Here is a 21300-nt window from a genome sequence, read left to right as displayed (position 1 = left end):
ATCGTAAGTGGAGTTGCCCTCAGTCTATCAAGGACGCGCTGGGAACGCGGCATGAACGGCTCTCTGACGAGAGAAAATCACTCGGCAGGGTTCAGGACCTGTCTTATCCGTAGGTATCGCGCGGGCCACGCCCTGGAACGGCTCTCGGACCCCATTTCCAGGAGGGGACGTCAGGCCCGATGAACCGGATGCTGGTGACCCCGGCATCTGGAAACAGTTGCACGATCTGCGTGAGGATGTGCGCGCGCATCAGCTGCAGCTGCTTGGCCCATGCCGTGGAGTCGCACCGCACGGTGAGCATTCCGTCAGAAAGAGCGACCGGTCGGGTGTGCTGTGCGGTGTCGTCACCGGCGACGACGCCCCACTGGCGCACAAGATCGGCGCGGGCCAGCGGCTCATCCCATCCCGAGGTGTGCGTGAGCGTCTCGAGCACATCGCCGACGCCGCGCGGGTCGCGGCCGGGCGTGAAGGGCTGGTTCTCATCGTCGTCGGTGCGGCGGCGCCGGCGACGCTTGGCCCGAGGCGAGGGCTCAAGACCGCGCAGCCGCAGGTACGTCGCGAGGGTCTCGGGAACCTCATCGTGTTCCTCAGCCATCGGTCGACCCTTGTTCGGTGATGTTCGTCGAGAGTTCGGGATCGACGATCGTGCCGGCTTCGACGCGAACGACATGAGCGCGCAGCGCCGTGGGGATGTCGGGCTCGACCGCGGCCGTGACGATCACCTGCTCGTAGTCGGCGACGAGTCCGGCCAGCCGCTCACGGCGGTCGGCGTCGAGCTCGGCGAACACGTCGTCGAGGATCACGATCGGATCTCCCAGCATCGACTGCGCCCGCAGCAGTTCGGCCGAGGCCAACCGCAATCCGAGGGCCATCGACCACGATTCGCCGTGCGAGGCGTACCCCTTCACCGGAAGCCCGCGCAGTCGCAGCACCAGATCGTCACGGTGCGGACCGACCAACGTGAGCCCGCGGTCGAGCTCTGCGGTGCGGCGCGTGGCCAGGGCCGCGCGGAATCTCTCACTCGTCAGGCCGCCGGCTGCGGCATCCATCTCTCCCGTCCCCTCCTCGGGGTCGGCGCCGTCGATGGAGCGCGCCCAGTCGAGCTCGGGCTCGTGATCAGCACCGGCGATGGCCGCATACGCGTGTGTCAGCGGAGTGGCCAACTCGCCGGTCAACGCCGAGCGGGCGTCGATCACCTCGGCGCCCAGGGCGATGAGCTTGTCGTCCCAGACCTCCAGCGTCGACAGTTGATCGCCGCGGATGCCGCGCGCCCGTGCCGACTTGAGCAGCGCGTTGCGCTGGCGCAGCACCCGGTCGTAGTCGGAGAGGACGCCGGCGAGGCGTGGGGTGCGCTGAATGAGCAGCTGATCGATGAACCGGCGGCGCGCCGACGGATCGCCGCGGACGATCTGCAGGTCTTCGGGGGCGAAGAGTACGACCTGGGCGTAGCGCGGAAGTTCGGCGGGGCGCAGGGACGATCCGTTCACACGCGCCTTGTTCGCCCCCTGCTTGTTGACCTGCACCTCGAGCACGATGCTGCGGGTGCCGTAGGCGAGTCGGGCACGCACGATCGCGGCGTCAGCGCCGCGGCGCACCATCGGGGCGTCGGTGGAGACGCGATGCGATCCGAGCGTGGCGAAGTAGGCGATCGCCTCGGCGAGATTCGTCTTGCCCTGGCCGTTGCGCCCGACGAAGACGTTCGGGCCGGCCTGCAGCGACACATCGGCGGCCGCGTAATTGCGGAAATCCACCAGGCTGAGCTGCTCGACGATCACCGGATCAACCCTACCGACGGCATCCCCCGCTCGCCCCCGGGCCGCCGGGCCGCCGGGCCGCCGGGCCGCCGGGGCGGAAATTCCATATGGAATTCGCAAGACCACATGAAATTTCCGGAAGATTGATGTGGTCTGGGAAATTCCATATGGAATTTCCCAGCGGGCGGGCGGCGGGGCGGTCAGCGCAGCAGCAGGTTGGGCTGCAGGAGGTAGCGGAAGCTGTCCTCGCCGCCCTTCTCGACCGACGTCTGCGGCGTGATCAGCACGGGGCTGAGCTTGTTCTGGTTCTCGGCTGAGGTGAACGTGACTCGCGTGAACTCGCTGCGCACGGCGCTCAGCGCCTCGAGCAGGTACTGCGGGTTCAGGCCGAGGGTGACATCTTCACCGACGAGCGTGGCCTCGACCGACTCGTTCGCCCGTGCCTGCTCGGTCCCCGAGGCATCCATCGAGACGCTGTCGGCCGTGAAGGTGAACCGCAACGGCGCGGAACGGTCGAGCACCAGCGACACGCGCCGCACCGCCTCGGCCAGATCGGCCGTGTTGACCACCGCGTGATGCTCGGTCTGCTCGGGGAACAGCCGACGCACCGGTGGAAAATTGCCCTTGATCAGCAGTGACGTGACGGTCTTGTCGCCTGACGTGAACGCGATGATCTCACGATCGCCCGACCCCGAGAACGAGATCGAGATCTGACCACCGTGCGAGAACGTCTTGCCGACCTCGGTGAGAGTGCGCGCCGGCACCAGTGCCGAGGTCGAATCATCGGATGCCGCTGTGCCGCCGTCCCACGGGATGTCGCGCAGCGCCACCCGATACCGGTCGGTGGCGACCAGGCTCAACTGCGTGCCGCTGACCTCGAGCTGCACGCCCGTCAGCACCGGCGTGACATCGTCGCGCGATGCCGCGAAGGCCACCTGCGAGATCGCGGTGGCGAAATCCTCCGCAGGCACCAGACCCGACTCACCCGAGACCTCGGGGATGGCCGGATACTCCTGCACCGGCATCGAGGCGAGCATGAACCGCGCCGAGCCGCAGGTGAGCGCGATGCCGTCGTCTTCGACCTCGACCTGGATCGGGGCATTCGGCAGCCGGCTGGCGATGTCAGAGAGCAGCCGGCCGTGCACGAGGATCGTGCCCGGGTCGTCGACACTCGCCTCGATGGTCGTGCGTGCGGATGCCTCGTAGTCGAAGGCAGACAGGGACAGGCCCTGCTCCCCCGCTTCGATCAGCACACCGGCGAGGATCGGCTGCGGATTGCGCTGCGGGAGCAGCTTCACGACGAATGACACGGCCTCGCTGAAGACATCGCGACCTACGTGGAACTTCACTTGCGCTCCCTCGACCTTTGGGCTGGGTTCACCCATGCTAATGCCCCGCACCGTTTCTGTGAGAGACCGAGCAGTTCCGGGCCGCTCGAGACTGGCTGCACGAGATGGTGATCGGAGGCCCCCTTAACAGTTAACTCTTCGTCATGGTGTTAACAGCTGTGGAGACTGTGGATAAGTCGCCCGATCCGTGGAGAGACAAGGAAACTACACGCGTGTGAGATGTGGACGAGCTGCGGAGACGCGTGTTCACGCGGATGCCGACCGGATGCCGCAGACCACACGTTCTCCACAGGTCGATGTCCATCACCCACAACGAATGACAGTCTCGGGTGCATTCTCCACAAGTTATCCACATGTGCAGAAGCGGTATTTTGGCGCTGTCGACGAGCGCCGTCAAGTGCCGATCAGCGCCCGTTACGGCCGAGCTGCGCGGTGATGTCGGTGACGTGGTTGAAGATCGACCGGCGTTCCTTCATCAGGTCGCTGATCTTCTTGTACGCATACATGACCGTGGTGTGATCACGGCCGCCGAACAGTTGGCCGATCTTCGGAAGAGACAAGCTCGTGCGTTCGCGGCACAGATACATGGCGATCTGGCGTGCCTGGGCGACCTGCTGGGAACGACTCGACCCGTACAGGTCGTCGACCGACAGTTTGAAGTACGACGCGGTGGCCGTGATGATGTCGGTCGGCGAGACGATGTTCGCATCGTCTTGGTCGACGATGTCGCGCAGGACGGTCTGGGCCAGTGACATGTCGAGGGTCGACCGATTCAAACTCGCGAACGCCGAAACACGGATCAGGGCGCCCTCGAGTTCGCGGATGTTCGACGAGACGACGGTGGCGATGTACTCCAGTACCTCGTCGGGGATCTGCAGCCGCTCACTCTGCGCCTTCTTGCGCAGGATCGCGATGCGGGTCTCGAGGTCGGGCGCTTGCACGTCGGTGATCAGGCCCCACTCGAAACGGCTGCGCATGCGGTCTTCGAATCCGGTGAGGTGCTTGGGCGGCACATCACTGGTGATCACGACCTGCTTGTCATGATCGTGGAGTGTGTTGAAGGTGTGGAAGAACGCCTCTTGCGTCTCGGCCCGGCCCTGCAAGAACTGGATGTCGTCGATCAGCAGGATGTCGACGTCGCGATACCGTGCCTGGAATGCAGAGCCTCGGTTGTTGGCGATGGAGTTGATGAAGTCGTTCGTGAATTCTTCACTGGAGACGTAGCGCACCCGGATGCCGGCGTACATGCTCTGCGCATAGTCGCCGATGGCGTGCAGAAGGTGCGTTTTGCCCAGGCCGGAGTCACCGTAGACGAACAGCGGGTTGTACGCCTTCGCCGGCGCCTCGGCCACGGCCACGGCCGCGGCGTGCGCGAAGCGGTTGGACTGGCCGATCACGAAGCTGTCGAAGGTGTACTTGGGGTTCAGGCGGGTGTCGCTGCGCGTCTGGGGTGCCGGCGCGTCGATGCGCTCGACGGGAGCGCGATCATCCAGCACGACTGACGGGGCGGTCTGCACCGGGATGACGGCGGTCAAGTGGGCATCGGTCAGATCGGGGTTGACGACCACACGGAACGAGCCGACGTCGTCACCAGAGTGAGCCAGTGCCTCCATGATCGGCGCGCGCATGCGCTTGTTTATTTGCGCGGCCGTGAGGTCGTTGGGCACGTCGATGTACAGGATGCCTCCCATGACCCCCTGCGGCACCGCAAGATTGAGGAATCCCCACATCTGCGGCGTGATGCGCTCATCGGCCTCGAGCAGGTGCACCACGGTCGCCCAGATGGGTACGTCTGGGATCTCCTGCTGTGCCATGGCCCCCCCGGCTGTCGATGTGACACAGGTGGCGGAGGACGCCATGACCTGTGGATAACTTGCCCGAGCAACGCTAGTCAGCGCGTGTGCAGAGAGCAAACTCCACTGTAAGCGTCGGGGGTGTGTCACTTCCAGAGACCGCGGCGGGGCTGTGGATAATGTGCGTTCGTCAGCGCTCGGTTTGAGATATCCGCTACCAGGACGTAGCCTTAATCGGTTGACTTATGCCTCTTCGGTGTGAGTCCCTCATCGTCGTCCCCGGGCAAGCGACCCGGTGAACCTCCCGGAGTGATTCCATGACCAAGCGCACCTTCCAGCCCAACAACCGTCGTCGCGCCAAGAAGCACGGCTTCCGTGCCCGCATGCGCACCCGCGCCGGCCGTGCCATCCTGTCGGCTCGTCGTGGCAAGGGCCGCACCGAGCTCTCTGCCTGACTCGATAGCAGTGCTCGCGAGGCCGAACAGGCTGACCCGCGGGGCGGATTACAAAGCCGTCGTCCGTAGGGGTGTCAAGTGCGCCGGGCCGCACACCGTGATGTATGTGGTGTCGTCCGGTGAAGATCGCGCAGCACGGTTCGGTTTCATCGTGAGCAAGCGAGTCGGCACTGCCGTGACTCGCAACACCGTGCGTCGTCGGCTCAAGGCCGTGTGCGCACAAGCACTTCCGCAGGTGCGTGTCGGGGCAGACGTTGTCATCCGCGCGCTTCCCAGCGCCGCGGGTGCGGATTTCCATGCCTTGCAGGCTGAGGTCGATCGTTGTCTGGCGCGGAGGGCGGCGTGAGCGTCGCATCCCTCCCGACCGGCTACGTCGGCAACGGCCGGATGCGGGGCACCGCGCTGTGGCGGATGCTGCCGCTGATCCCTCGCGACGTGGTGCTGACTCTTCTCCATGCCTATCGGGCGACGGTCTCGCATGCGTACGGCGATGTATGCCGGTACTACCCGACGTGTTCTGCCTATGCGGTCGGCGCCGTGCAACAGCACGGTGCGGTGAAGGGAGCCGGCCTCGCCGCCTGGCGCATCCTCCGTTGCCACCCATGGGCTGCCGGCGGCGTCGACGACGTTCCGCCGAGCCGGCACTTCCACTTCGAGCTGACTCCGCACGGATTCGTCGTGCCCCCCAGAAAGGACTGATCCGTGCAGGATCTGCTGTATTTCGCCACGAGCACCCCCGCGGCATCAGGCGGGGGCGGTTTCGACCCCATCGGCTTCGTTCTCTGGCCGCTCAAGTGGATCGTCGAGCTCATCCTGGTGGCGTTCCATTCTCTGCTGACCCTGGTCGGCATGAACGCGGCATCCGGTTTGACCTGGGTCCTGTCGATCATCGGTCTGGTGGTCGTGGTGCGCGCCGCGCTTGTGCCGCTGTTCGTCAAGCAGATCAAGAGCCAGCGCAAGATGATGGAGATCGCGCCTGAGCTCAAGAAGATCCAGGAGAAGTACAAGGGCAAGCGCGACCAGCTTTCTCGTGAGGCGATGAGCCGCGAGACGATGGCGATGTACAAGAAGAACGGCACGTCTCCGGTGTCGGGCTGTCTGCCGATTCTGGTGCAGATGCCGGTGTTCTTCTCGCTGTACAGCGTGCTGTCCACGATCAAGGGGAACGCCGAGGCGAGCAAGGGTGGAATCTTCTGGCTCACCCCCGAGCTGACGCAGGAGTTCTACAACGCGAAGCTGTTCGGCGTCGCGTCTCTCCATGAATCGCTGCAGGGCACTTTCCAGACCAAGCCCGAAGGCTGGCAGATCACGGTGGCCATCATGATCACCCTCGTGGTGCTCATGATCGCCTCGCAGTTCTTCACGCAGCTGCAGATCGTCTCGAAGAACCTGTCGCCCGAGGCCCGCCAGGGTCAGGCCTACAAGATGCAGCGGATGATGGTTTACATCCTGCCGTTCGCCTTCGTCTTCTCGGGCGTCTTCTTCCCGCTGGGTGTGGTCATCTACTGGTTCACCAGCAACATCTGGACGGCCGTGCAGCAGTTCCTCGTCATCCGCAACATGCCGACACCGGGCTCACAGGCGGCAAAGGAGCGTGAGGAGCGCCTCGCGAAGAAGGGCAAGGCGCTGGATGCGAAGGGTCGCATCATCCCGATGGACAAGTATGTCGCCGAGCAGCAGCGACTTCTCGAAGAAGCGGAGGCCGCCAAGGCGGCAGCTCCCAAGCGGCAGCAACCGGTGAGCAAGCAGCGCGCCAAGAAGCAGTCCCAGAAGAACCCGTCGAATCCGCCCGGAAAATCCGGCGGCTCTGCGGCATCCCCCTCCTGACACCCGAAGGAAAAGCGCATGTCAGTAACACAGACTCCGGCCGGCCAGGAGGCCACCGCCGAGCAGCTCGAGCAGGAAGGCGACATCGCCGCCGACTTCATCGAGGGTCTGCTCGACATCGCCGATGTCGACGGCGATCTGGCCTTGGATGTGCGCAACGGACGCGCGTATGTCTCGGTCGAGGCTGAAGACGCCTCGTCGATCCGTGTGCTCTCGGACCCAGAAACCGTCCAGGCGGTACAGGAACTCACGCGCCTCGCTGTGCAGAGTCAGACAGGCCGCTTCTCACGTCTGATCCTCGACATCGGTGGGTCGCGCGACGCCCGCCATGACGAGCTGGTTCGGCTGGTCGATCGGGCTGTCACGCGTCTTGATGAGGGGGCATCGCAGGCGTCCCTGCCCTCGATGTCGAGCTACGAGCGCAAGCTTGTGCACGACATCGTCGCCGAGCGCGGGCTCGTCTCGGAGTCGTACGGCGAGGGTTCTGACCGTCACACCGTCATCCGTCGTTCCTGAGCATCGCTGTGAGTGACGAGGGGATGCTGGAGGCCGAACCTGCCGCTGCGGCGGCGGTGTTCGGCGATCGCATCGAGTGGGCGCGACGCTTCACCACAGCGCTCGCGCTGCACGGTGAGGAGCGCGGACTCATCGGCCCGCTCGAACTCCCGCGACTGTGGAGTCGCCACATTCTGAACAGCGCTGTGATCGCACCGCTGTTCTCCGGCACCGTCGGCGACATCGGATCGGGCGCAGGGCTGCCCGGATTGGTCCTGGCCATTGCACGACCTGATGTGCAGTGGGTGCTGATCGAGCCGATGGAGCGTCGCGTCACGTGGCTGCTGGAGCAGGTCGCAGAGCTCGAACTGGACAACGTCGAGGTCGTTCGTGCGCGTGCGGAAGACTGGAAGCGCGGACCGGTGTGTGACGCAGTGACGGCCCGTGCGGTGAGCGCACTGCGCACACTGATCCCCCTCGCTGCCCCGCTGGTACGCGATGGCGGTGAGTTGGTGCTGCTGAAGGGCGCGAGCGCTCCTGCAGAGATCGAGGCAGCTCAGAAGCAGATCCGCAAGTTCCGACTCTCGGACGTGCGGGTGGACGTCGTCGGCGAGGATGTCGTTCCCGAGCCCTCTCGCGTCGTTCGAGCGATAGTGCGGGGATAGCGTGGGCGCGCACTGACGTTTCACGTGAAACTGTCGGTCTAAGGGGGCGCCGCGGCGACCTGTTCGTTGTCGATGCCGCCGCACCGACACAAACGGTTGCTCGGAGGGCACTGGATTCGCGATGTTTCACGTGAAACGCCTCGTGCACCGCTGATCGCCGTCGAGTGAGGCGTCAGCCACGTCATCGTCGATACCGTGCCGCGTGTCGGCGAGTTGGCGGGCGCACGCTGGTGAGTATGGCTGCAGTTGTGCATGAGACAGCTCCCGTTGCCGTGAGTGGGGCGCGCTCTGGAGGCGAAGTGCAGCGTCGGTGGTGTGCAGCCCTTATGAACCCTCGTGCCGGTTGGCTGGTGGGATGCCTCTGGCCCGTCAGAGTCTTCAGCATGAGCCAGTTGGCCATCGACACTTCGGCCAGAAGCAAGTGTCGCGCCACGTGGCGGTGAGCGCCAGACGACCCGGCGACGTGCGCCGGGTATGTGGTGAGGAACTTCCCGCCCTCCCACAGCCGGTGTCGGTGCGCGCAGCGATGATCTGCGTGCAGGACGGGCTTCTCGACCGGTGGGGATGTTTCACGTGAAACATCGAGCCCGCTCCGGCGTGACTTCCCGCGGGCGTGACTTCCCCGCGGGTGCGACTGTCTGCGTGCGTGGGTTCCCGCCAGCGCTACTTCCCTGCGGCGCGACTTCCCTCCGCCGTAACGACCCGCCGGCGTATGTCGGCCGACGCGCCACCATCGGATGGTCTCGGCCTGCATCGGAGGGGCACCACGCGTTCTGAAGGCGTATAGGGAGCGGGCGGTGTTGTTTCACGTGAAACGCCCGCGACACTTCCATCGAGGGCTCCGCTCTCCGTCCCGTGTTGACTGTGACATTCAGACGGGTGGACGGGATGTTACTTGTCGCTCCCATGGGGATGGTTGTTGGGTGCACAGAAGTGACCGGTGGGGATGTCGATGGCTCACGTGACACGGTCCGATAGCTCCATTTGAAGGCTCCGTGCTCGCTCCCGTGCTGACTGTGCCATTCAAACGGCTGGTCACCACTTGTCGAACCCGTAGGGACGGTCGTCGGGTGCACAGAAAAGATTGGTGGGGATGTCGATGTTTCACGTGAAACGTCTGAGCAGCTGCGTCGCGGGCGCCACCCGCCTTTGCTGCGCCGTCAGCGGGCTTCTGGGGAATGGGCCCGCCGCATCGGGTGCCGACATCTGGTCGCGACACCCAGCGCGGACAGAGGGCGGTGAGTGATGCGGACCGCGATGTTTCACGTGAAACGTCGGAGCCTGCGGCTGTGTCGCGGGCGCGAGCCGCCATTACTGCGTCGTCACGGACTTCTCGGCTGGACGCATTCGCTGCATCTCGTGGCGACACCCGGCGGTGGCAGAGGACGGGAGTGACACGGACTGCGATGTTTCACGTGAAACCTAATGGGACGGAGCCCTGGGGCGCAGCCAAGACGCGACCACTGGGGCTCACCCCACAAGACTCGGCTGACAGTCCATCATTCCCGAGCCGACGATGGAACGATCACCGTGTTTCACGTGAAACACCGCCGACGGGTCGCCGAGGCTGCTTCGTCGTGGAGAAGAACGTCGGCCTCATGATCGTGGTGGTGCGCACCATCTGCGAAGTATGACGTCAACGCGCTCATCTGCGGGAAAGAGAGGACACACGCGCGGATGTTTCACGTGAAACGAGGACGCCGAGCACGCTGCGCCGACCGCGTCCCCGGCGGACCTCCAGAGGCACCGTGGGATGGTGGCTTAGACGCACCCGGGTTACCTCAACCACCGCGGCGCCTGCGGCACCGACAATTAGCGCGCATCAGGTCAGTCGCTGCGGTTGGCTGCACGACGAGTTGTCTGGGGTGCCGCAGAGATCCCGGCGAGGAACGCGTCGTGCGCGCGCCGACCCGCGACACCCCACGATGCTCCGCGGCCCCGTGGGCCGAGGTCATGCATCCGGTCGCCCACGCCGCCGGCCCGCGTAGGTGGGCGCGCGCCGATGTTTCACGTGAAACGTGGCCGCCGGTCGAGCTGCGGGGGAAGCGCCCACCCACCCGAGGGCGAGAGGATGGCAAAGGCAGCGAAAGTGCCGATGTCGCCGTCAAGGCGCGCAGGTGTGCCGAGGGGGACGCGAGTCACGGGTGGGAAATGCTGAGCCAGCGCGATCGCCAGCGGAGGCCGCTTCTGCGACGATCATCGTGCGTGGGGATCAGTATCGAGGCCCAGCGCAAGTAGCGCCGCATCCCAGCGGCAACGACACCAACGAGACGGCGCCCAGCGAGATTCGGCGAATTGCGCATGCTGGGCGCCGCGAGTGGCCACCGTGAGTTGCGAAGGGACCCCGAGTGGCGACCGTGAGTTGCGAAGGCACCCCGAGTGGCCACCGTGAGTTGCGGAAGGACCCCAGCGGCGACCGTGAATTGCGGAAAGCCCGCAGCAGCGGACCGTGAGTTGCGGAAGCCCCGCAAGCGGAGCACCGTGCCTCGCAGAAGCACCGCGCCCGCGGCATCCACGGATGTTTCACGTGAAACAACGCCCGTCGACCTCGCGGACCGCAGCAATGGCGTCGCTGAATAACACGGAACCCCGCACGCCGTCGGGATGCCGGCGGATCGCCGCATAGACTGGAATCGAGGTCGTCAGCAGCGCGAAGAAGGAGTGCGTTTCACGTGGAACAGTCCCAAGACGCGAGCGTTGCGGCATTCGACCCCGTCTTCGGCGACAGTCCGATCGCACGTGAACTTGCGGATCTCACCGCACGTCAACGCACCCTCGAACAGACGACAGTCGAACTGTCGGGTCGCACACGCATCATCACGGTGTCCAACCAGAAGGGTGGCGTCGGCAAGACGACCACCGCGGTGAATCTGGCTGCAGCGATGGCATCCGTCGGCGCGCGAGTGCTCGTGATCGACCTCGACCCTCAGGGGAATGCGTCGACCGCGCTGAGCATTCCGCACAACGCTGACACCCCGAGCGTCTATGACGTCCTCATCGACGAGTTTCCGATGGCCGACATCATCCAGACGAGTCCGGAATCGGACCTTCTCACCTGTGCGCCCAGCACGATCCATCTTGCGGGCGCGGAGATCGAGCTCGTGTCGCAAGTTGCGCGGGAGCACCGGCTGCGCACGGCTCTTGATGACTATCTCGAACAGGTCGAAGAGAAGCCCGACTTCGTCATCATCGACTGCCCGCCGTCGCTGGGGCTGCTTACGATCAACGCCTTCACCGCCGCACACGAGGTGCTCATCCCGATCCAGTGCGAGTACTACGCGCTGGAAGGGTTGAGCCAGCTGCTCGGGAACGTCCGGATGATTCAGAAGCATCTGAACCAGGGGCTGCGGGTCTCCACGATCGTCTTGACGATGTTCGACGGCCGCACGAGACTCGCGCAGCAAGTTGCAGACGAGGTGCGTGCACACTTCCCCAAAGAGGTTCTCGCGACAGTTATTCCCAGGTCAGTGCGTGTTTCTGAAGCACCGAGCTTTGGCCAGACAGTGATTGCCTACGACGGGCAGTCCGCGGGCGCCGTGGCGTACCGCGAAGCGGCCGTGGAGATCATCGAGCGCGACAGCGCGCCAGCACCGACAGAAGGAGGCGCCTGATGGCGGCAAAGCGGACAGGACTCGGACGGGGAATCGGGGCACTCATCCCCACGTCGGAGGCGACAGCGGAGCGTCCCGTCGACGTGTTCTTCCCGGGGGCGTCCGCCACCGCCACCGCGGTCAAAGCCCGCGCCGAGCGGGCAGAAGAGCGGCCGGTCGAGACCGACGATCTCGTTGCCGTCCCCGGCGCGCGACTTATCAGCATCGACCCGAACGCGATAGTGCCCAATCCGCGTCAGCCGCGTTCGGTGTTCGACCCCGACGATCTGGCCGAACTCGTGCACAGCGTGAAGGAGTTCGGCGTACTTCAGCCGGTCGTCGTGCGCCAGAACGCCGAGGGCCAGTACGAGCTGATCATGGGAGAGCGCCGAACCCGCGCCGCCCGAGAGGCGGGACTCGAGGCGATTCCGGCGATTCTGCGCGAGACCTCGGACGACAACCTGTTGCGCGACGCCCTCTTGGAGAACCTGCACCGCTCGGAGCTGAACCCGCTGGAAGAGGCATCCGCGTACCAGCAGCTGCTGGAGGACTTCGGCATCACCCAGGAGGAGTTGGCTTCGCGGATCGGTCGTTCGCGTCCGCAGATCAGCAACACCATCCGCCTGCTGCGCCTGCCTGTTCCCGTGCAGCAGCGCGTCGCTGCAGGAGTGCTCAGCGCCGGGCATGCACGTGCAGTGCTCTCGCTCGACGACGACGAGTCCATGCAGCGACTGGCTGACCGCATCGTGAATGAAGACCTCTCGGTGCGCGCGGCCGAGGCAGTGGCCAAGACCAAGAACATCTCGGGAACCCGACGCGTCGCACCGAAGGCCGGGGCGCGACAGGCGTACCTCGACGAGGTGGCCGACCGGCTGGGTGACCGGCTGAACACGAAGGTGCGGGTCTCGCTGGGAGCACGAAAAGGCCAGGTCACCATCGACTTCGCCAGCATCCAGGATCTGAACCGCATTCTCGAGGAGCTGGGCGAGTCGGGATTCGGGCGCTGATCACGGCACGCCGCACCCGCACGAGGGCGAGGGCGTTTAGGCTTGTCGGGTGAGTTCTTCGACGGCAGGTGACGGGGCGCGTGACGTGACCCCCCGGCGTCGCGCCAGTCTTGAGTTGCTGCGCGCCGAGGCGGCCGATGAGCTGTCGGTGATCGTCGAAGAACGTCTGCTCGGCGGAGAGGACCCGTGGGAGTTCATAGAGGAGCTACCCACGATCGACGAGCTCGTCGTGTTCACCCTGCGAGCCGAGAACATCGCCGCGAACGGCGGCGTACGACCCAACGCCGCACGTCACTATCGCGTGCTGCGCCAGATAGCGCTGGACTATCCCGCACTGACGCCCGCGGTGTGGAAGCTTCTGGGCGAGGCCAACACACACCGCCGGTGGGATGCCGTCGTCCGCGTGGATGCCCGCTGACCAGGGGTTCTCAGATATATTCTGAAATCGGAATGAAGCCCGAATCGGGTCGTGTCACGCGATCGTCCCCACAGAGTGCACTGTCGGGCGTACCGTAAGCACCGGCGATCGGCTCGCCGGAGCGGACCGTCACATCGAAACGCACGAGGACGTGTGCACGCACGAGGAAGTGTGAGGGTGATGAGTACGACGCAGACCGAACCGGAACCGATCACAGGATCATTCGAAGCCGCCGACAGCGGACTGAAACGCAGACTCTCACTCACCCAACTGCTGCTGCTCGGTGTCAGCGCCCAGATCGGCTCGGGATGGCTGTTCGGCGTGCTGGCGGCCGCGGGGGTGGCCGGACCGGCTGCGATTCTGTCGTGGATCATCGCCTCAGTGCTGGTCTTTCTCATCGCACTGACCTACCTCGAGCTCGGGGCCATGTTGCCGCGCTCGGGAGCCATCGTGCGGTACACCTACCTCACCCACGGCTCGCTGTCGGGCTGGATCATCGGATGGGCGTACTGGCTGTCGGTGGTATCGATTCCGCCGATCGAGGCCGAGGCGACACTCACCTATCTGGGCGGGCGGTTTCCGCAGCTGCATCTGCTGACGCGGGTCGACGGCGTCGACGTGCTGAGCTGGCCTGTCGGGATTCTCGCCGGCTTCGTGCTCATGTTGCTGTTCTTCGCACTGAACTTCTTCGGCGCGCGATTCCTGGCTGAGTCGAATCGTTGGGTGACGCTGTGGAAGATAGCTCTTCCGACCCTGACCTTCATCTTCTTGTTCTTCATTCTCAAGGGCAGCAACTTCACCAGCTATGGAGGGTTCGCACCCCTGGGGGTGCCACCGATCTTCCACGCCATCGCCACCACCGGCATCATCTTCTCGCTGCTGGGGTTTCGGCAGGCCCTCGACTACGGTGGCGAGGCGCGCAACCCGCAACGCAACGTGCCACTTGCCACCATCGGGTCGATTGCGATTCCCGCCGTGATCTACACCCTGCTGCAGGTGGCCTTCATCGGGGCGCTGAACTGGAAGGACATGGGGCTCGCCCCCGGTTCGTGGGAAAAGCTGGTCAACGGCGGATGGGCCGACGGCCCCCTCTTCCATGCCCTCGACTCGGCGAACATGGCGGCCCTGGCAGCTCTGGGCGTGTTCCTGTTGATCGACGCCGCGGTGTCACCGCTGGCCACCGGTTGGGTCTATCTCGGCACCGGAGCGCGCACCGGATACGGGCTCGGCGTGCACCGCAACATCCCGAAGGTGTTCACCAGGAACAACAGGTTCGGCATACCTTGGGTGCCGCTGGTCGTCTCTGCCGTCGTCGGCTGCGTGTTCTTCGTGCCGGCGCCCAGCTGGTACCAGCTGGTGGGGTTCATCAGCTCGGCCGCGGTGCTCACCTACATCATGGGCGGTGCCGGGCTGCCGGTGCTGCGGCGCACAGCGCCGCACCTCAAGCGGCCGTTCCTGCTGAAGGGGTACAAGTTCTGGTCACCGGTCTCGTTCCTGGCAGCCGTCCTGATCCTGTACTGGAGCGGGTTCTCGACGCTGGCCAACGTCATCACCGCGACATTCATCGGGCTGCCGTTCTTCACCGCCTACTACGCGTGGAAGATGAAGTGGATGAACGCCGTCGCGAGCATCGCCATCAGCCTCGTGTTCTTCGTCGCCTGGATCTGGGTCGCAGCCGCCGGCGGATGGGTGCTGACCACCAACGGGGAGCAGCGCGCCGGGGGCTGGTCGTTCCCGGTGTACTACGCGGCCTTCTGTGTTCTGGTGGTGGGGTTCTGCGTCGCCGTGTGGGCAACGTGCGGGCCCGAGGGCAAGCGACATGTGAAAGCGAACTGGTGGCTGATCTGGTTGCTGTTGGCCTCGTTGCTGGTCGGATATCTCGGCGAATACGGGCCGATGGACGTGCCGGCGCTCGGCTTCCCGTGGGGAATGGGAGTCGAGGTGCTGGTCGGCATCGTCGCGTACATCTGGGCGATTCGCACCGGGTTCGCCACGGAGGAGATTCTCGACATCGTGGCGGCGGACGACGCGGAGACGGCGCGGGCCGCCGGGGCTGCGGCATCCTGAACCCAAACGACGGCGCCCCCGCGACCCGAGGGTCCGCGGGGGCGCCGTTGCGAGATCGGCTACTTCAGGTAGTCGGCGAGGTCCTGCTCGAGGGCGAACTTCGGCTTCGCGCCGATGATCGAGGTCTTGACCTCACCCTTGTCGAACACCTTCATCGCCGGGATCGAGGTGATCTGGTACTTCATGGCCAGGTCGGGGTTCTCGTCGACGTTGAGCTTGAGCACCGTGATCTTGTCAGGGTTCTCGGCCGCGATCTCATCGAGAACTGGCGAGACCATGCGGCACGGGCCGCACCACTCGGCCCAGAAATCAACGAGCACGGGGCCGTCGGCCTGCAGCACGTCCTGCTCGAACGTCGCGGATGTGGTCGCCTTCGCAGTCATGTTTCTCCTTCTGTGGGAAAGCCTGTCACTGGAACGAACGCCGCGCGGAGCGGGTTTGTTCCTAGGCGGCGGGTGTCGCGGCAGCCTCGGGACGCCCCGAGATCTCGTCAGCATCGGCTTCGGGGGCACCCGCCTCACCGAGGGCGGCGAGGTAGTGCTCGGCGTCGAGGGCTGCGACGGTGCCCGATCCGGCCGCGGTCACCGCCTGCCGATAGGTGGGGTCGGTCACGTCGCCGGCGGCGAACACGCCCGGAGCCGAGGTGCGCGACGACCGGCCATCGACCCACACGGTGCCCTCGGGCGTGAAATCGAGCTTGCCGTGCACCAGGTGCGTGCGCGGGTCGTTGCCGATCGCGACGAACACGCCCTGGAGGGCCAGTTCGCTCTCGGTACCATCGACCGTGGAGCGCAGCTTCACGCCGGTGACGGCATCTTCACCGAGGATGTCGACCACTTCGCTGTTCCATACGAACTCGATCTTCGGGTCGTTGAAGGCGCGTTCCTGCATGATCTTCGACGCACGCAGCGAGTCGCGACGGTGGATGACATAAACCTTCGAAGCGAAACGGGTCAAGAACGTGGCTTCTTCCATCGCCGAGTCGCCGCCGCCGACCACGGCGATCTCCTGCTCGCGGAAGAAGAAGCCGTCGCACGTCGCACACCATGAGACGCCGTGGCCCGAGAGGCGCTGCTCGCCCTCGATGCCGATCTTGCGATACGCCGAACCCGTGGCGAAGATGACGGTCTCGGCCTCTTCGACCTTGCCGGAGCCGAGGATGACGCGCTTGACCGGGCCGTCGAGCTCAAGCTCGACGGCATCGTCGTAGGCGATCTCGGCACCGAACTTCTCGGCCTGCGCCTGCAATTTGGCCATCAGATCAGGGCCCTGGATCCCCTCGGGGAACCCGGGGAAGTTCTCGACCTCGGTGGTGTTCATCAGCTCGCCGCCCACATCGACGCTGCTGGCGACGACCAACGGGCTGAGGTTTGCACGCGCCGCGTAGATCGCGGCGGTCAGTCCCGCAGGACCCGATCCGATGATGATGAGCTGACGCACGGTTTCTCCTTGTTGGCGGACGTATCGAACCGTCCGGATGCCTCAACACATCGTAACCGGGTGGCATTCCCCGCCGGCTCAGCGGCCGATGAAACGGCGGAGCGTCTGCAGGGCCGGGCCGAGCTCGGGCGCGCGCAGCAGGGCGAGGAATGCGACGTAGACGATCAGGGTGACCGACCCGATGAGCACGCTTCCCACCGCGCCCAGGATGATGCCGGTCGTGGTCCAGCCGTGGACGCCGCCGGTCAGCAGGAAGACGCCCCACCCGGCGCCGGCGGCGGGGATCGCCGCGACGATGAACCGCGCAAGCCCGCGCATCCATGAGCGTGTGCCCAGGGGGCCGATCTTGCGTCGCAACAGCCACGTCGCCAGAACCAGTTGCACGATGGCGGCCAGCGACTGGCCGAGGGCGAGACCAGAGGCGAGGAACTCGATGGGAAGGACGGCTCCCGAGACAAGTGCCGTGGCCACGACCACGGCCGCCTGCGGGATCGTGAACAGGAACGGCGTGCGCGTGTCGTTGTACATGTAGAAAGTGCGCTGGATCGTGAACTGAATCGCGTTCGGGATCAGACCGACCAAATAGCAGACCAGCACTATCGCGAACGCCGCTGCGGTGGCCGGCGACGTCGTGAACATGCGCGCGGCGGGCACCGACGCGACGGCCAGGGCGGCGGTGGCGACGACGATGAACACTCCGACGGTGCGGATGCTGCGCCCGATGTCGGCGCGCACGTCTTCATGCCGCCCGGCGGCGGCGTGCTCGCTGAGCCGCGTGAAGTAGGGAGTGCCGATGGAGAGCACTATGAGCGAGTACGGGATCATGTACAACAGCCAGGCGTTCTGGGCGACGAACACGCCCGGGTGGTCCTTTGCCGCTTCGGAGAGCACCTGAGACTGCACGACTCCGGCGATCTGTGCGAGCAGAACCATCAAAAAGGTCCAGCCTGCAAGGCGGCCGATGCGGTTCAGTCCCACGCCGCGCCAGCGGAAGTCGGGACGGATGCGCAGTCGAGTGCGCGGCCAGAAGAGGAACAGCACGAGCGCCTGAATGACGATGCCCGCCGTCGCGGTGCCGGCCATCAGGGCAATGCGCCCCGGCGTCCACGCGATGAGCTCGCCCATCGGGCCGAACAACACGAGGAACAGGGCGAAGCCGGCGATCGAGACGATGTTGTTCACGATGGGCGCCCACGTGAACGGGCCGTAGATGTTGCGTGCGTTCAGCGACTCGCCGACCAGGGCGTACAGGCCGTAGAACAGGATCTGCGGCAGGCACCAATAAGCGAAAGCCGTGGCCAGGGCCTGCTGGTCAGGCGTGAAGTTCGTCGCGTACAGCTGCACGAGCAGTGGTGCACACAGCATGGCGATCGCGGTGACGGCTAGCAGCGCCACCGTTCCGAGGGTGAAGAGCTTCGAGATGAACGCGGTGCCACCGTCGGTGTGCGACGCCGCCTGTACGATCTGCGGCACGACCACGGCGGCGAGAAGTCCGGTCGAGATGATCGCGTAGATGGCGTTGGGCAGCCCGTTGGCGACGGCGAACGCATTGCCGGCGGCTGTGGCCGAACCGCCCAGGGCGGCCACGAGCACAATGGTGCGCACGAAGCCGGTCAGACGCGACGCGACCGTTCCGGCCCCGATCAGCACGCTCGCGCGGCCGATGCTTGTCACGAGGTGCCTCCGTCGTCACCGTCTGCGGGGGTGGATGCCTCGGCTGTGGATTCTGCGGGGGTGGATGCCTCAGACGTGGATTCCGCGGGGGCGGCGGCATCCCGCGCCCGCCGTCGACGCGAGAACACCGTGCGAATCAGGCCGAACACCAGGAATGCGCCGATGCCGACGCCGAGGATGACGAGACCGATGACCTCCCAATCGGCGTGCACGGTGACCTGCACCGCGCGAGGATGGCCGATCGGCACCCCCGTGGGGCTGACCAGGCGCAGGTTCAGGGTCACGTCGCCGTTGCCGATCCGGGCGCGGATCGGGACTGCGGCCGGTGTCGTGCTCGCGGCGTGCGCGACCACCTCGGTGGACTCCTGCACCTCGAGGCGCAGATTGTCGGGGTGCGTGAGCAGGGTGACGTTGACCGGCCAGGGAAGGTCGTTGCGGATGCCGAAGCTGCGCGTGGCGGCGCGCCCGGCGAGATTGAAGTCGCTGCTGGGGGCTATCGACACCGACGCGAGGGTTTTCGCGGTGGCGTCCTTGTGGTCTGCGATGGCGTCGGTCCACGCGTCGGGCTCGTCTAGCCAGCCGCCGCCGAGCAGTTGCAGGATCGTGGCGCGTTCGGGTGCGGTCAGAAGCGTCGGGTCGTTCAGGACCGTCGCGAAGGCACTGATGCTGTGCTCACCATCGAGCAGGGCGGTCAGTGTGTTCTGCCGCGCTGTGTCGGCCGCGGCATCCTTCACCGTCACGTCGCGCGGAGGGGCATCCATCAGCTGGGCGAGGGTGGCCGAGGTCGTGTCCGGCGTGCGGGTGACCGCCTCGACGGCCGCCGACAGCCCGAGCACGGATCGCGCCGAGGCGCGGTCGGCCACGACCAACAAGGGCGATCCGTCGCCGGAACGGGCCGCGAGGTTCAGCTGCGCGGTGACGTCGGCCAGCGAGCTTCCGCGAATGTCGGGGTCGTCCTCGATCGATGCCGTGCGCAATGCGTCGGAGACAGCGGAATCGTAGACGAGCACGTTGCTGTCACCGGAGCGCGCGCGGGCACCCCCCGTCGAGGTGGTGTCGGAGGGCACGAGGGTGACCGCCGAGGTGTCGTCGGAGGACATCTTGCCCAGCGTCGCGACGTCGTCGGCACCCGCGGTCGCCGAGAAGGGCCAGAACACCGCGTCGCGGGTGTTCTCGCCCAGATACTCCAGCTCTTCGATACTCGGGAACACGGGTGCGCCCGGCGTCGGCTGCGTGGTCGGAGTAGGGCTCGGTGTGGCGTCTTGGTCGGTATCGGTGTCTTGGTCAGTGTCGGTGTCTTGGTCGGTGTCCGCGAAGTCGGCGGCATCCATGTAGGACTGCAGCGTCGTCGGGCGCAGCAGAGTCGAGCGGCCGGTGTGCAGCTGCGTAGCGACGTCGGCGTCGCCGAACTGCAGGGCGAAGCGCTCATTCGAGAGCATGTCGAGCCGATCGAGCCAGTCGAGGGCGGTATCGGGCGCCGACGTGCCCAGCACCCGGATCGAGGCGGGAATGGCCGGATCGATCGCCAGGATCGCAGAGGTGCCGGCCACCGCGTTCAGTTCGGCGGTGAGCGCTCCGTCGGGTGCGGTCAGTTCGCTGAGCTGGTCGAGGGTGAGCAGCCCGGATGCCAGAGGCCCGGCCGTGATCGGAACGACGATCGCGACCGGGGTGCGCGTGACGTGGCCGGTCTCGGGCACGGTGATGACGCTGGTGGCCAGGCGCGTCTGCGAAGGCCCGACGATCGTGGCCAGCATCGGGTACACGCCGGGCTTGAGCTTCTCGAGCGCCTTGTCGTCAGCGTCGACGGTGATGTTGGCCGATCCCGACTCGCCCGGTGCGACGTCGGCGAGCTCGGTCGTTCCCAGGGTTGCCATCTCGGTGGCCGCCGGAGTCGCCTTCGGGTCGGGAGCGGGGCTGGCCGTCGCGTTCGTTCCCGAGGCGAGCCAGTCATCGAGAGCGCTGCGAGAGGTCAGAGCCGTGGTGCCCAGGCTGAGCGCGACAGTGGATTCGGCGACGGTGAGGCCGGTGCCGTTGCGCAGTGACACCCAGACGGACAGGTCGTGGTCGGCGGCCAGCACGCCGTTGGCCGTGGTCGACAGGTAGGTGTCGACCCGCCCGGTCAGCGGGGTGGGGGTGGGGGTCGGGCTTGGATCGGCCGCCGGTGCTGCCTGCGCTGCCTGCGTTGCTGCCTGCGCTGCGCGTGCCGCGGGCGCTGCTTGTGCTGCGGGTGCGGACGGTGCCGCTTGTGCGGCTTGTGCGGCTTGTGCGGCTTGTGCTGCCTGTGCCGACTGTGCGGCTTGTGCTGCTTGTGCCGACTGTGTCGCGGGTGCCGCTTGTGCCGCCGGCGCCGCCAGCAGGGGGACCAGCGCCAGGGCGGCGCCGGTGAGCAGCGTGGCCAGGCGACGCGGCCAGACCGTGCGGCGGGGGCGGGCCGCGCGGTGGGTGCGGTCCGCGTGGTGAGGGCGGCTCTGGGTTGTGGCGCGGGGGCGCGGGTCGGTCGTGCGGTGGGGGTCGGCCGTGCGGCGAGGACGGCTCTGGGTCGCGGAGGGCGGGGCCTGGTCGCGTGGCGGGTCCGCATGGTGGGGGCGGGTCTGGGTCTCAGGGGGCGGGGCCTGGTCGCGTGGCGGGTCCGTGTGGTGGGGGCGGCTCACACGAGGGGATTGCGGGTCGCCGCAGGTGCGCGGGTCGGCGGTGGACCGCGGGGAGGAGGCGGCCTGCGACGCGCGCACGACGGGATCTTCAGGACTCACGGACATGCTGGCGGTG

19 protein-coding genes are annotated in these 21300 nt (G+C 66.2%); 10 read left to right on the top strand and 9 right to left on the bottom strand.

The features are described from left to right. Window positions 1–103 precede the first annotated feature (103 nt). From ET475_RS06685 to dnaA, 4 genes are all read right to left on the bottom strand, one after another. Window positions 104–595 (bottom strand): DciA family protein, encoded by a 492-nt coding sequence (locus ET475_RS06685; protein ID WP_129387591.1) that lies wholly within the window; start codon window positions 593–595, stop codon window positions 104–106. Further along, window positions 588–1775, bottom strand: coding sequence for a DNA replication/repair protein RecF (recF, locus tag ET475_RS06680; RefSeq protein WP_129387588.1), 1188 nt, complete (start codon window positions 1773–1775; stop codon window positions 588–590). The genes ET475_RS06685 and recF overlap by 8 nt, the downstream gene beginning before the upstream one ends. 179 nt (window positions 1776–1954) lie before the next feature. Beyond that, window positions 1955–3103: a DNA polymerase III subunit beta gene (dnaN, locus tag ET475_RS06675; protein ID WP_129387585.1), complete on the bottom strand. Its 1149-nt coding sequence runs from the start codon at window positions 3101–3103 to the stop codon at window positions 1955–1957. Window positions 3104–3507: 404 nt separating this feature from the next. Beyond that, window positions 3508–4794, bottom strand: coding sequence for a chromosomal replication initiator protein DnaA (gene dnaA / locus ET475_RS06670; RefSeq protein ID WP_422879942.1), 1287 nt, complete (start codon window positions 4792–4794; stop codon window positions 3508–3510). 419 nt (window positions 4795–5213) lie between these two features. Between dnaA and rpmH the strand changes: the two genes are divergently transcribed. Genes rpmH through rsmG form a run of 6 tightly spaced genes read left to right on the top strand, consistent with a single transcriptional unit; the run spans window position 5214 to window position 8338 of the window. Further along, window positions 5214–5351 carry a 50S ribosomal protein L34 gene (rpmH, locus tag ET475_RS06665; protein WP_056123502.1) on the top strand — a complete coding sequence of 46 codons (138 nt, stop codon included), beginning with the start codon at window positions 5214–5216 and terminating at the stop codon, window positions 5349–5351. Beyond that, complete coding sequence (rnpA, locus tag ET475_RS06660; protein ID WP_340638612.1) at window positions 5299–5697, top strand: ribonuclease P protein component; 399 nt, start codon at window positions 5299–5301, stop codon at window positions 5695–5697. Before rpmH ends, rnpA begins: the two co-directional genes overlap by 53 nt. A 41-nt stretch (window positions 5698–5738) precedes the next feature. Next, window positions 5739–6050 (top strand): membrane protein insertion efficiency factor YidD, encoded by a 312-nt coding sequence (gene yidD / locus ET475_RS06655; protein ID WP_129393745.1) that lies wholly within the window; start codon window positions 5739–5741, stop codon window positions 6048–6050. 3 nt (window positions 6051–6053) lie between these two features. Beyond that, window positions 6054–7178, top strand: a complete 1125-nt coding sequence (yidC, locus tag ET475_RS06650; RefSeq protein ID WP_129387576.1) for a membrane protein insertase YidC — start codon at window positions 6054–6056, stop codon at window positions 7176–7178. An 18-nt stretch (window positions 7179–7196) separates the two neighbouring features. Beyond that, window positions 7197–7694 (top strand): Jag family protein, encoded by a 498-nt coding sequence (locus ET475_RS06645; protein ID WP_129387573.1) that lies wholly within the window; start codon window positions 7197–7199, stop codon window positions 7692–7694. A gap of 23 nt (window positions 7695–7717) precedes the next feature. Then, window positions 7718–8338, top strand: coding sequence for a 16S rRNA (guanine(527)-N(7))-methyltransferase RsmG (rsmG, locus tag ET475_RS06640; RefSeq protein WP_129393743.1), 621 nt, complete (start codon window positions 7718–7720; stop codon window positions 8336–8338). A gap of 2007 nt (window positions 8339–10345) precedes the next feature. Here the strand turns inward: rsmG and ET475_RS18250 are convergent. Continuing rightward, window positions 10346–10480 carry a hypothetical protein gene (locus ET475_RS18250; protein ID WP_277985766.1) on the bottom strand — a complete coding sequence of 45 codons (135 nt, stop codon included), beginning with the start codon at window positions 10478–10480 and terminating at the stop codon, window positions 10346–10348. A 530-nt stretch (window positions 10481–11010) separates the two neighbouring features. Between ET475_RS18250 and ET475_RS06635 the strand changes: the two genes are divergently transcribed. The 4 genes from ET475_RS06635 to ET475_RS06620 all read left to right on the top strand — a co-directional run bounded on the left by ET475_RS06635 (window position 11011) and on the right by ET475_RS06620 (window position 15420). Next, window positions 11011–11949: a ParA family protein gene (locus ET475_RS06635; RefSeq protein WP_129387570.1), complete on the top strand. Its 939-nt coding sequence runs from the start codon at window positions 11011–11013 to the stop codon at window positions 11947–11949. Continuing rightward, window positions 11949–12935, top strand: a complete 987-nt coding sequence (locus ET475_RS06630) for a ParB/RepB/Spo0J family partition protein (RefSeq protein WP_129387567.1) — start codon at window positions 11949–11951, stop codon at window positions 12933–12935. The genes ET475_RS06635 and ET475_RS06630 overlap by 1 nt, the downstream gene beginning before the upstream one ends. A 49-nt stretch (window positions 12936–12984) precedes the next feature. Then, complete coding sequence (locus ET475_RS06625; protein WP_340638611.1) at window positions 12985–13353, top strand: tryptophan synthase subunit alpha; 369 nt, start codon at window positions 12985–12987, stop codon at window positions 13351–13353. A gap of 180 nt (window positions 13354–13533) precedes the next feature. Further along, entirely contained in the window at window positions 13534–15420 is a 1887-nt protein-coding gene (locus ET475_RS06620) for an APC family permease (RefSeq protein ID WP_129387564.1), read from the top strand. Between the two features lie 59 nt (window positions 15421–15479). Here ET475_RS06620 and trxA read toward each other — a convergent pair whose 3' ends face one another. The 4 genes from trxA to ET475_RS06600 form a co-directional block, all read right to left on the bottom strand. After that, entirely contained in the window at window positions 15480–15917 is a 438-nt protein-coding gene (gene trxA, locus ET475_RS06615; protein WP_340638610.1) for a thioredoxin, read from the bottom strand. After that, entirely contained in the window at window positions 15865–16860 is a 996-nt protein-coding gene (gene trxB / locus ET475_RS06610; RefSeq protein WP_129387559.1) for a thioredoxin-disulfide reductase, read from the bottom strand. The genes trxA and trxB overlap by 53 nt, the downstream gene beginning before the upstream one ends. Before the next feature lie 78 nt (window positions 16861–16938). Beyond that, window positions 16939–18534 carry a murein biosynthesis integral membrane protein MurJ gene (murJ, locus tag ET475_RS06605; RefSeq protein WP_129387555.1) on the bottom strand — a complete coding sequence of 532 codons (1596 nt, stop codon included), beginning with the start codon at window positions 18532–18534 and terminating at the stop codon, window positions 16939–16941. Continuing rightward, a complete protein-coding gene (locus ET475_RS06600; RefSeq protein WP_129387552.1) occupies window positions 18531–21284 on the bottom strand; it encodes a DUF6049 family protein in 2754 nt (917 codons plus the stop codon). Before ET475_RS06600 ends, murJ begins: the two co-directional genes overlap by 4 nt. Between the last annotated feature and the right edge of the window lie 16 nt (window positions 21285–21300).

It is taken from the genome of Microbacterium protaetiae (assembly GCF_004135285.1).
In the GTDB taxonomy this organism is placed as follows: Bacteria; Actinomycetota; Actinomycetes; order Actinomycetales; family Microbacteriaceae; genus Microbacterium; species Microbacterium protaetiae.
The sequence above is the reverse complement of the archived record's forward strand: the minus strand, read 5'-3'. Positions and strand labels throughout refer to the sequence as shown.

What these genes read in the sequence shown, in the direction of transcription:
- ET475_RS06685 (WP_129387591.1), bottom strand. Translation starts at nt 595, where the DNA reads ATGGCTGAGGAACACGATGAGGTTCCCGAGACCCTCGCGACGTACCTG.
- dnaA (WP_422879942.1), bottom strand. Translation starts at nt 4,794, where the DNA reads ATGGGAGGCATCCTGTACATCGACGTGCCCAACGACCTCACGGCCGCG.
- rpmH (WP_056123502.1), top strand. Translation starts at nt 5,214, where the DNA reads ATGACCAAGCGCACCTTCCAGCCCAACAACCGTCGTCGCGCCAAGAAG.
- yidD (WP_129393745.1), top strand. Translation starts at nt 5,739, where the DNA reads ATGCGGGGCACCGCGCTGTGGCGGATGCTGCCGCTGATCCCTCGCGAC.
- ET475_RS06645 (WP_129387573.1), top strand. Translation starts at nt 7,197, where the DNA reads ATGTCAGTAACACAGACTCCGGCCGGCCAGGAGGCCACCGCCGAGCAG.
- rsmG (WP_129393743.1), top strand. Translation starts at nt 7,718, where the DNA reads ATGCTGGAGGCCGAACCTGCCGCTGCGGCGGCGGTGTTCGGCGATCGC.
- ET475_RS06630 (WP_129387567.1), top strand. Translation starts at nt 11,949, where the DNA reads ATGGCGGCAAAGCGGACAGGACTCGGACGGGGAATCGGGGCACTCATC.
- ET475_RS06620 (WP_129387564.1), top strand. Translation starts at nt 13,534, where the DNA reads ATGAGTACGACGCAGACCGAACCGGAACCGATCACAGGATCATTCGAA.
- trxA (WP_340638610.1), bottom strand. Translation starts at nt 15,917, where the DNA reads ATGCTGACGAGATCTCGGGGCGTCCCGAGGCTGCCGCGACACCCGCCG.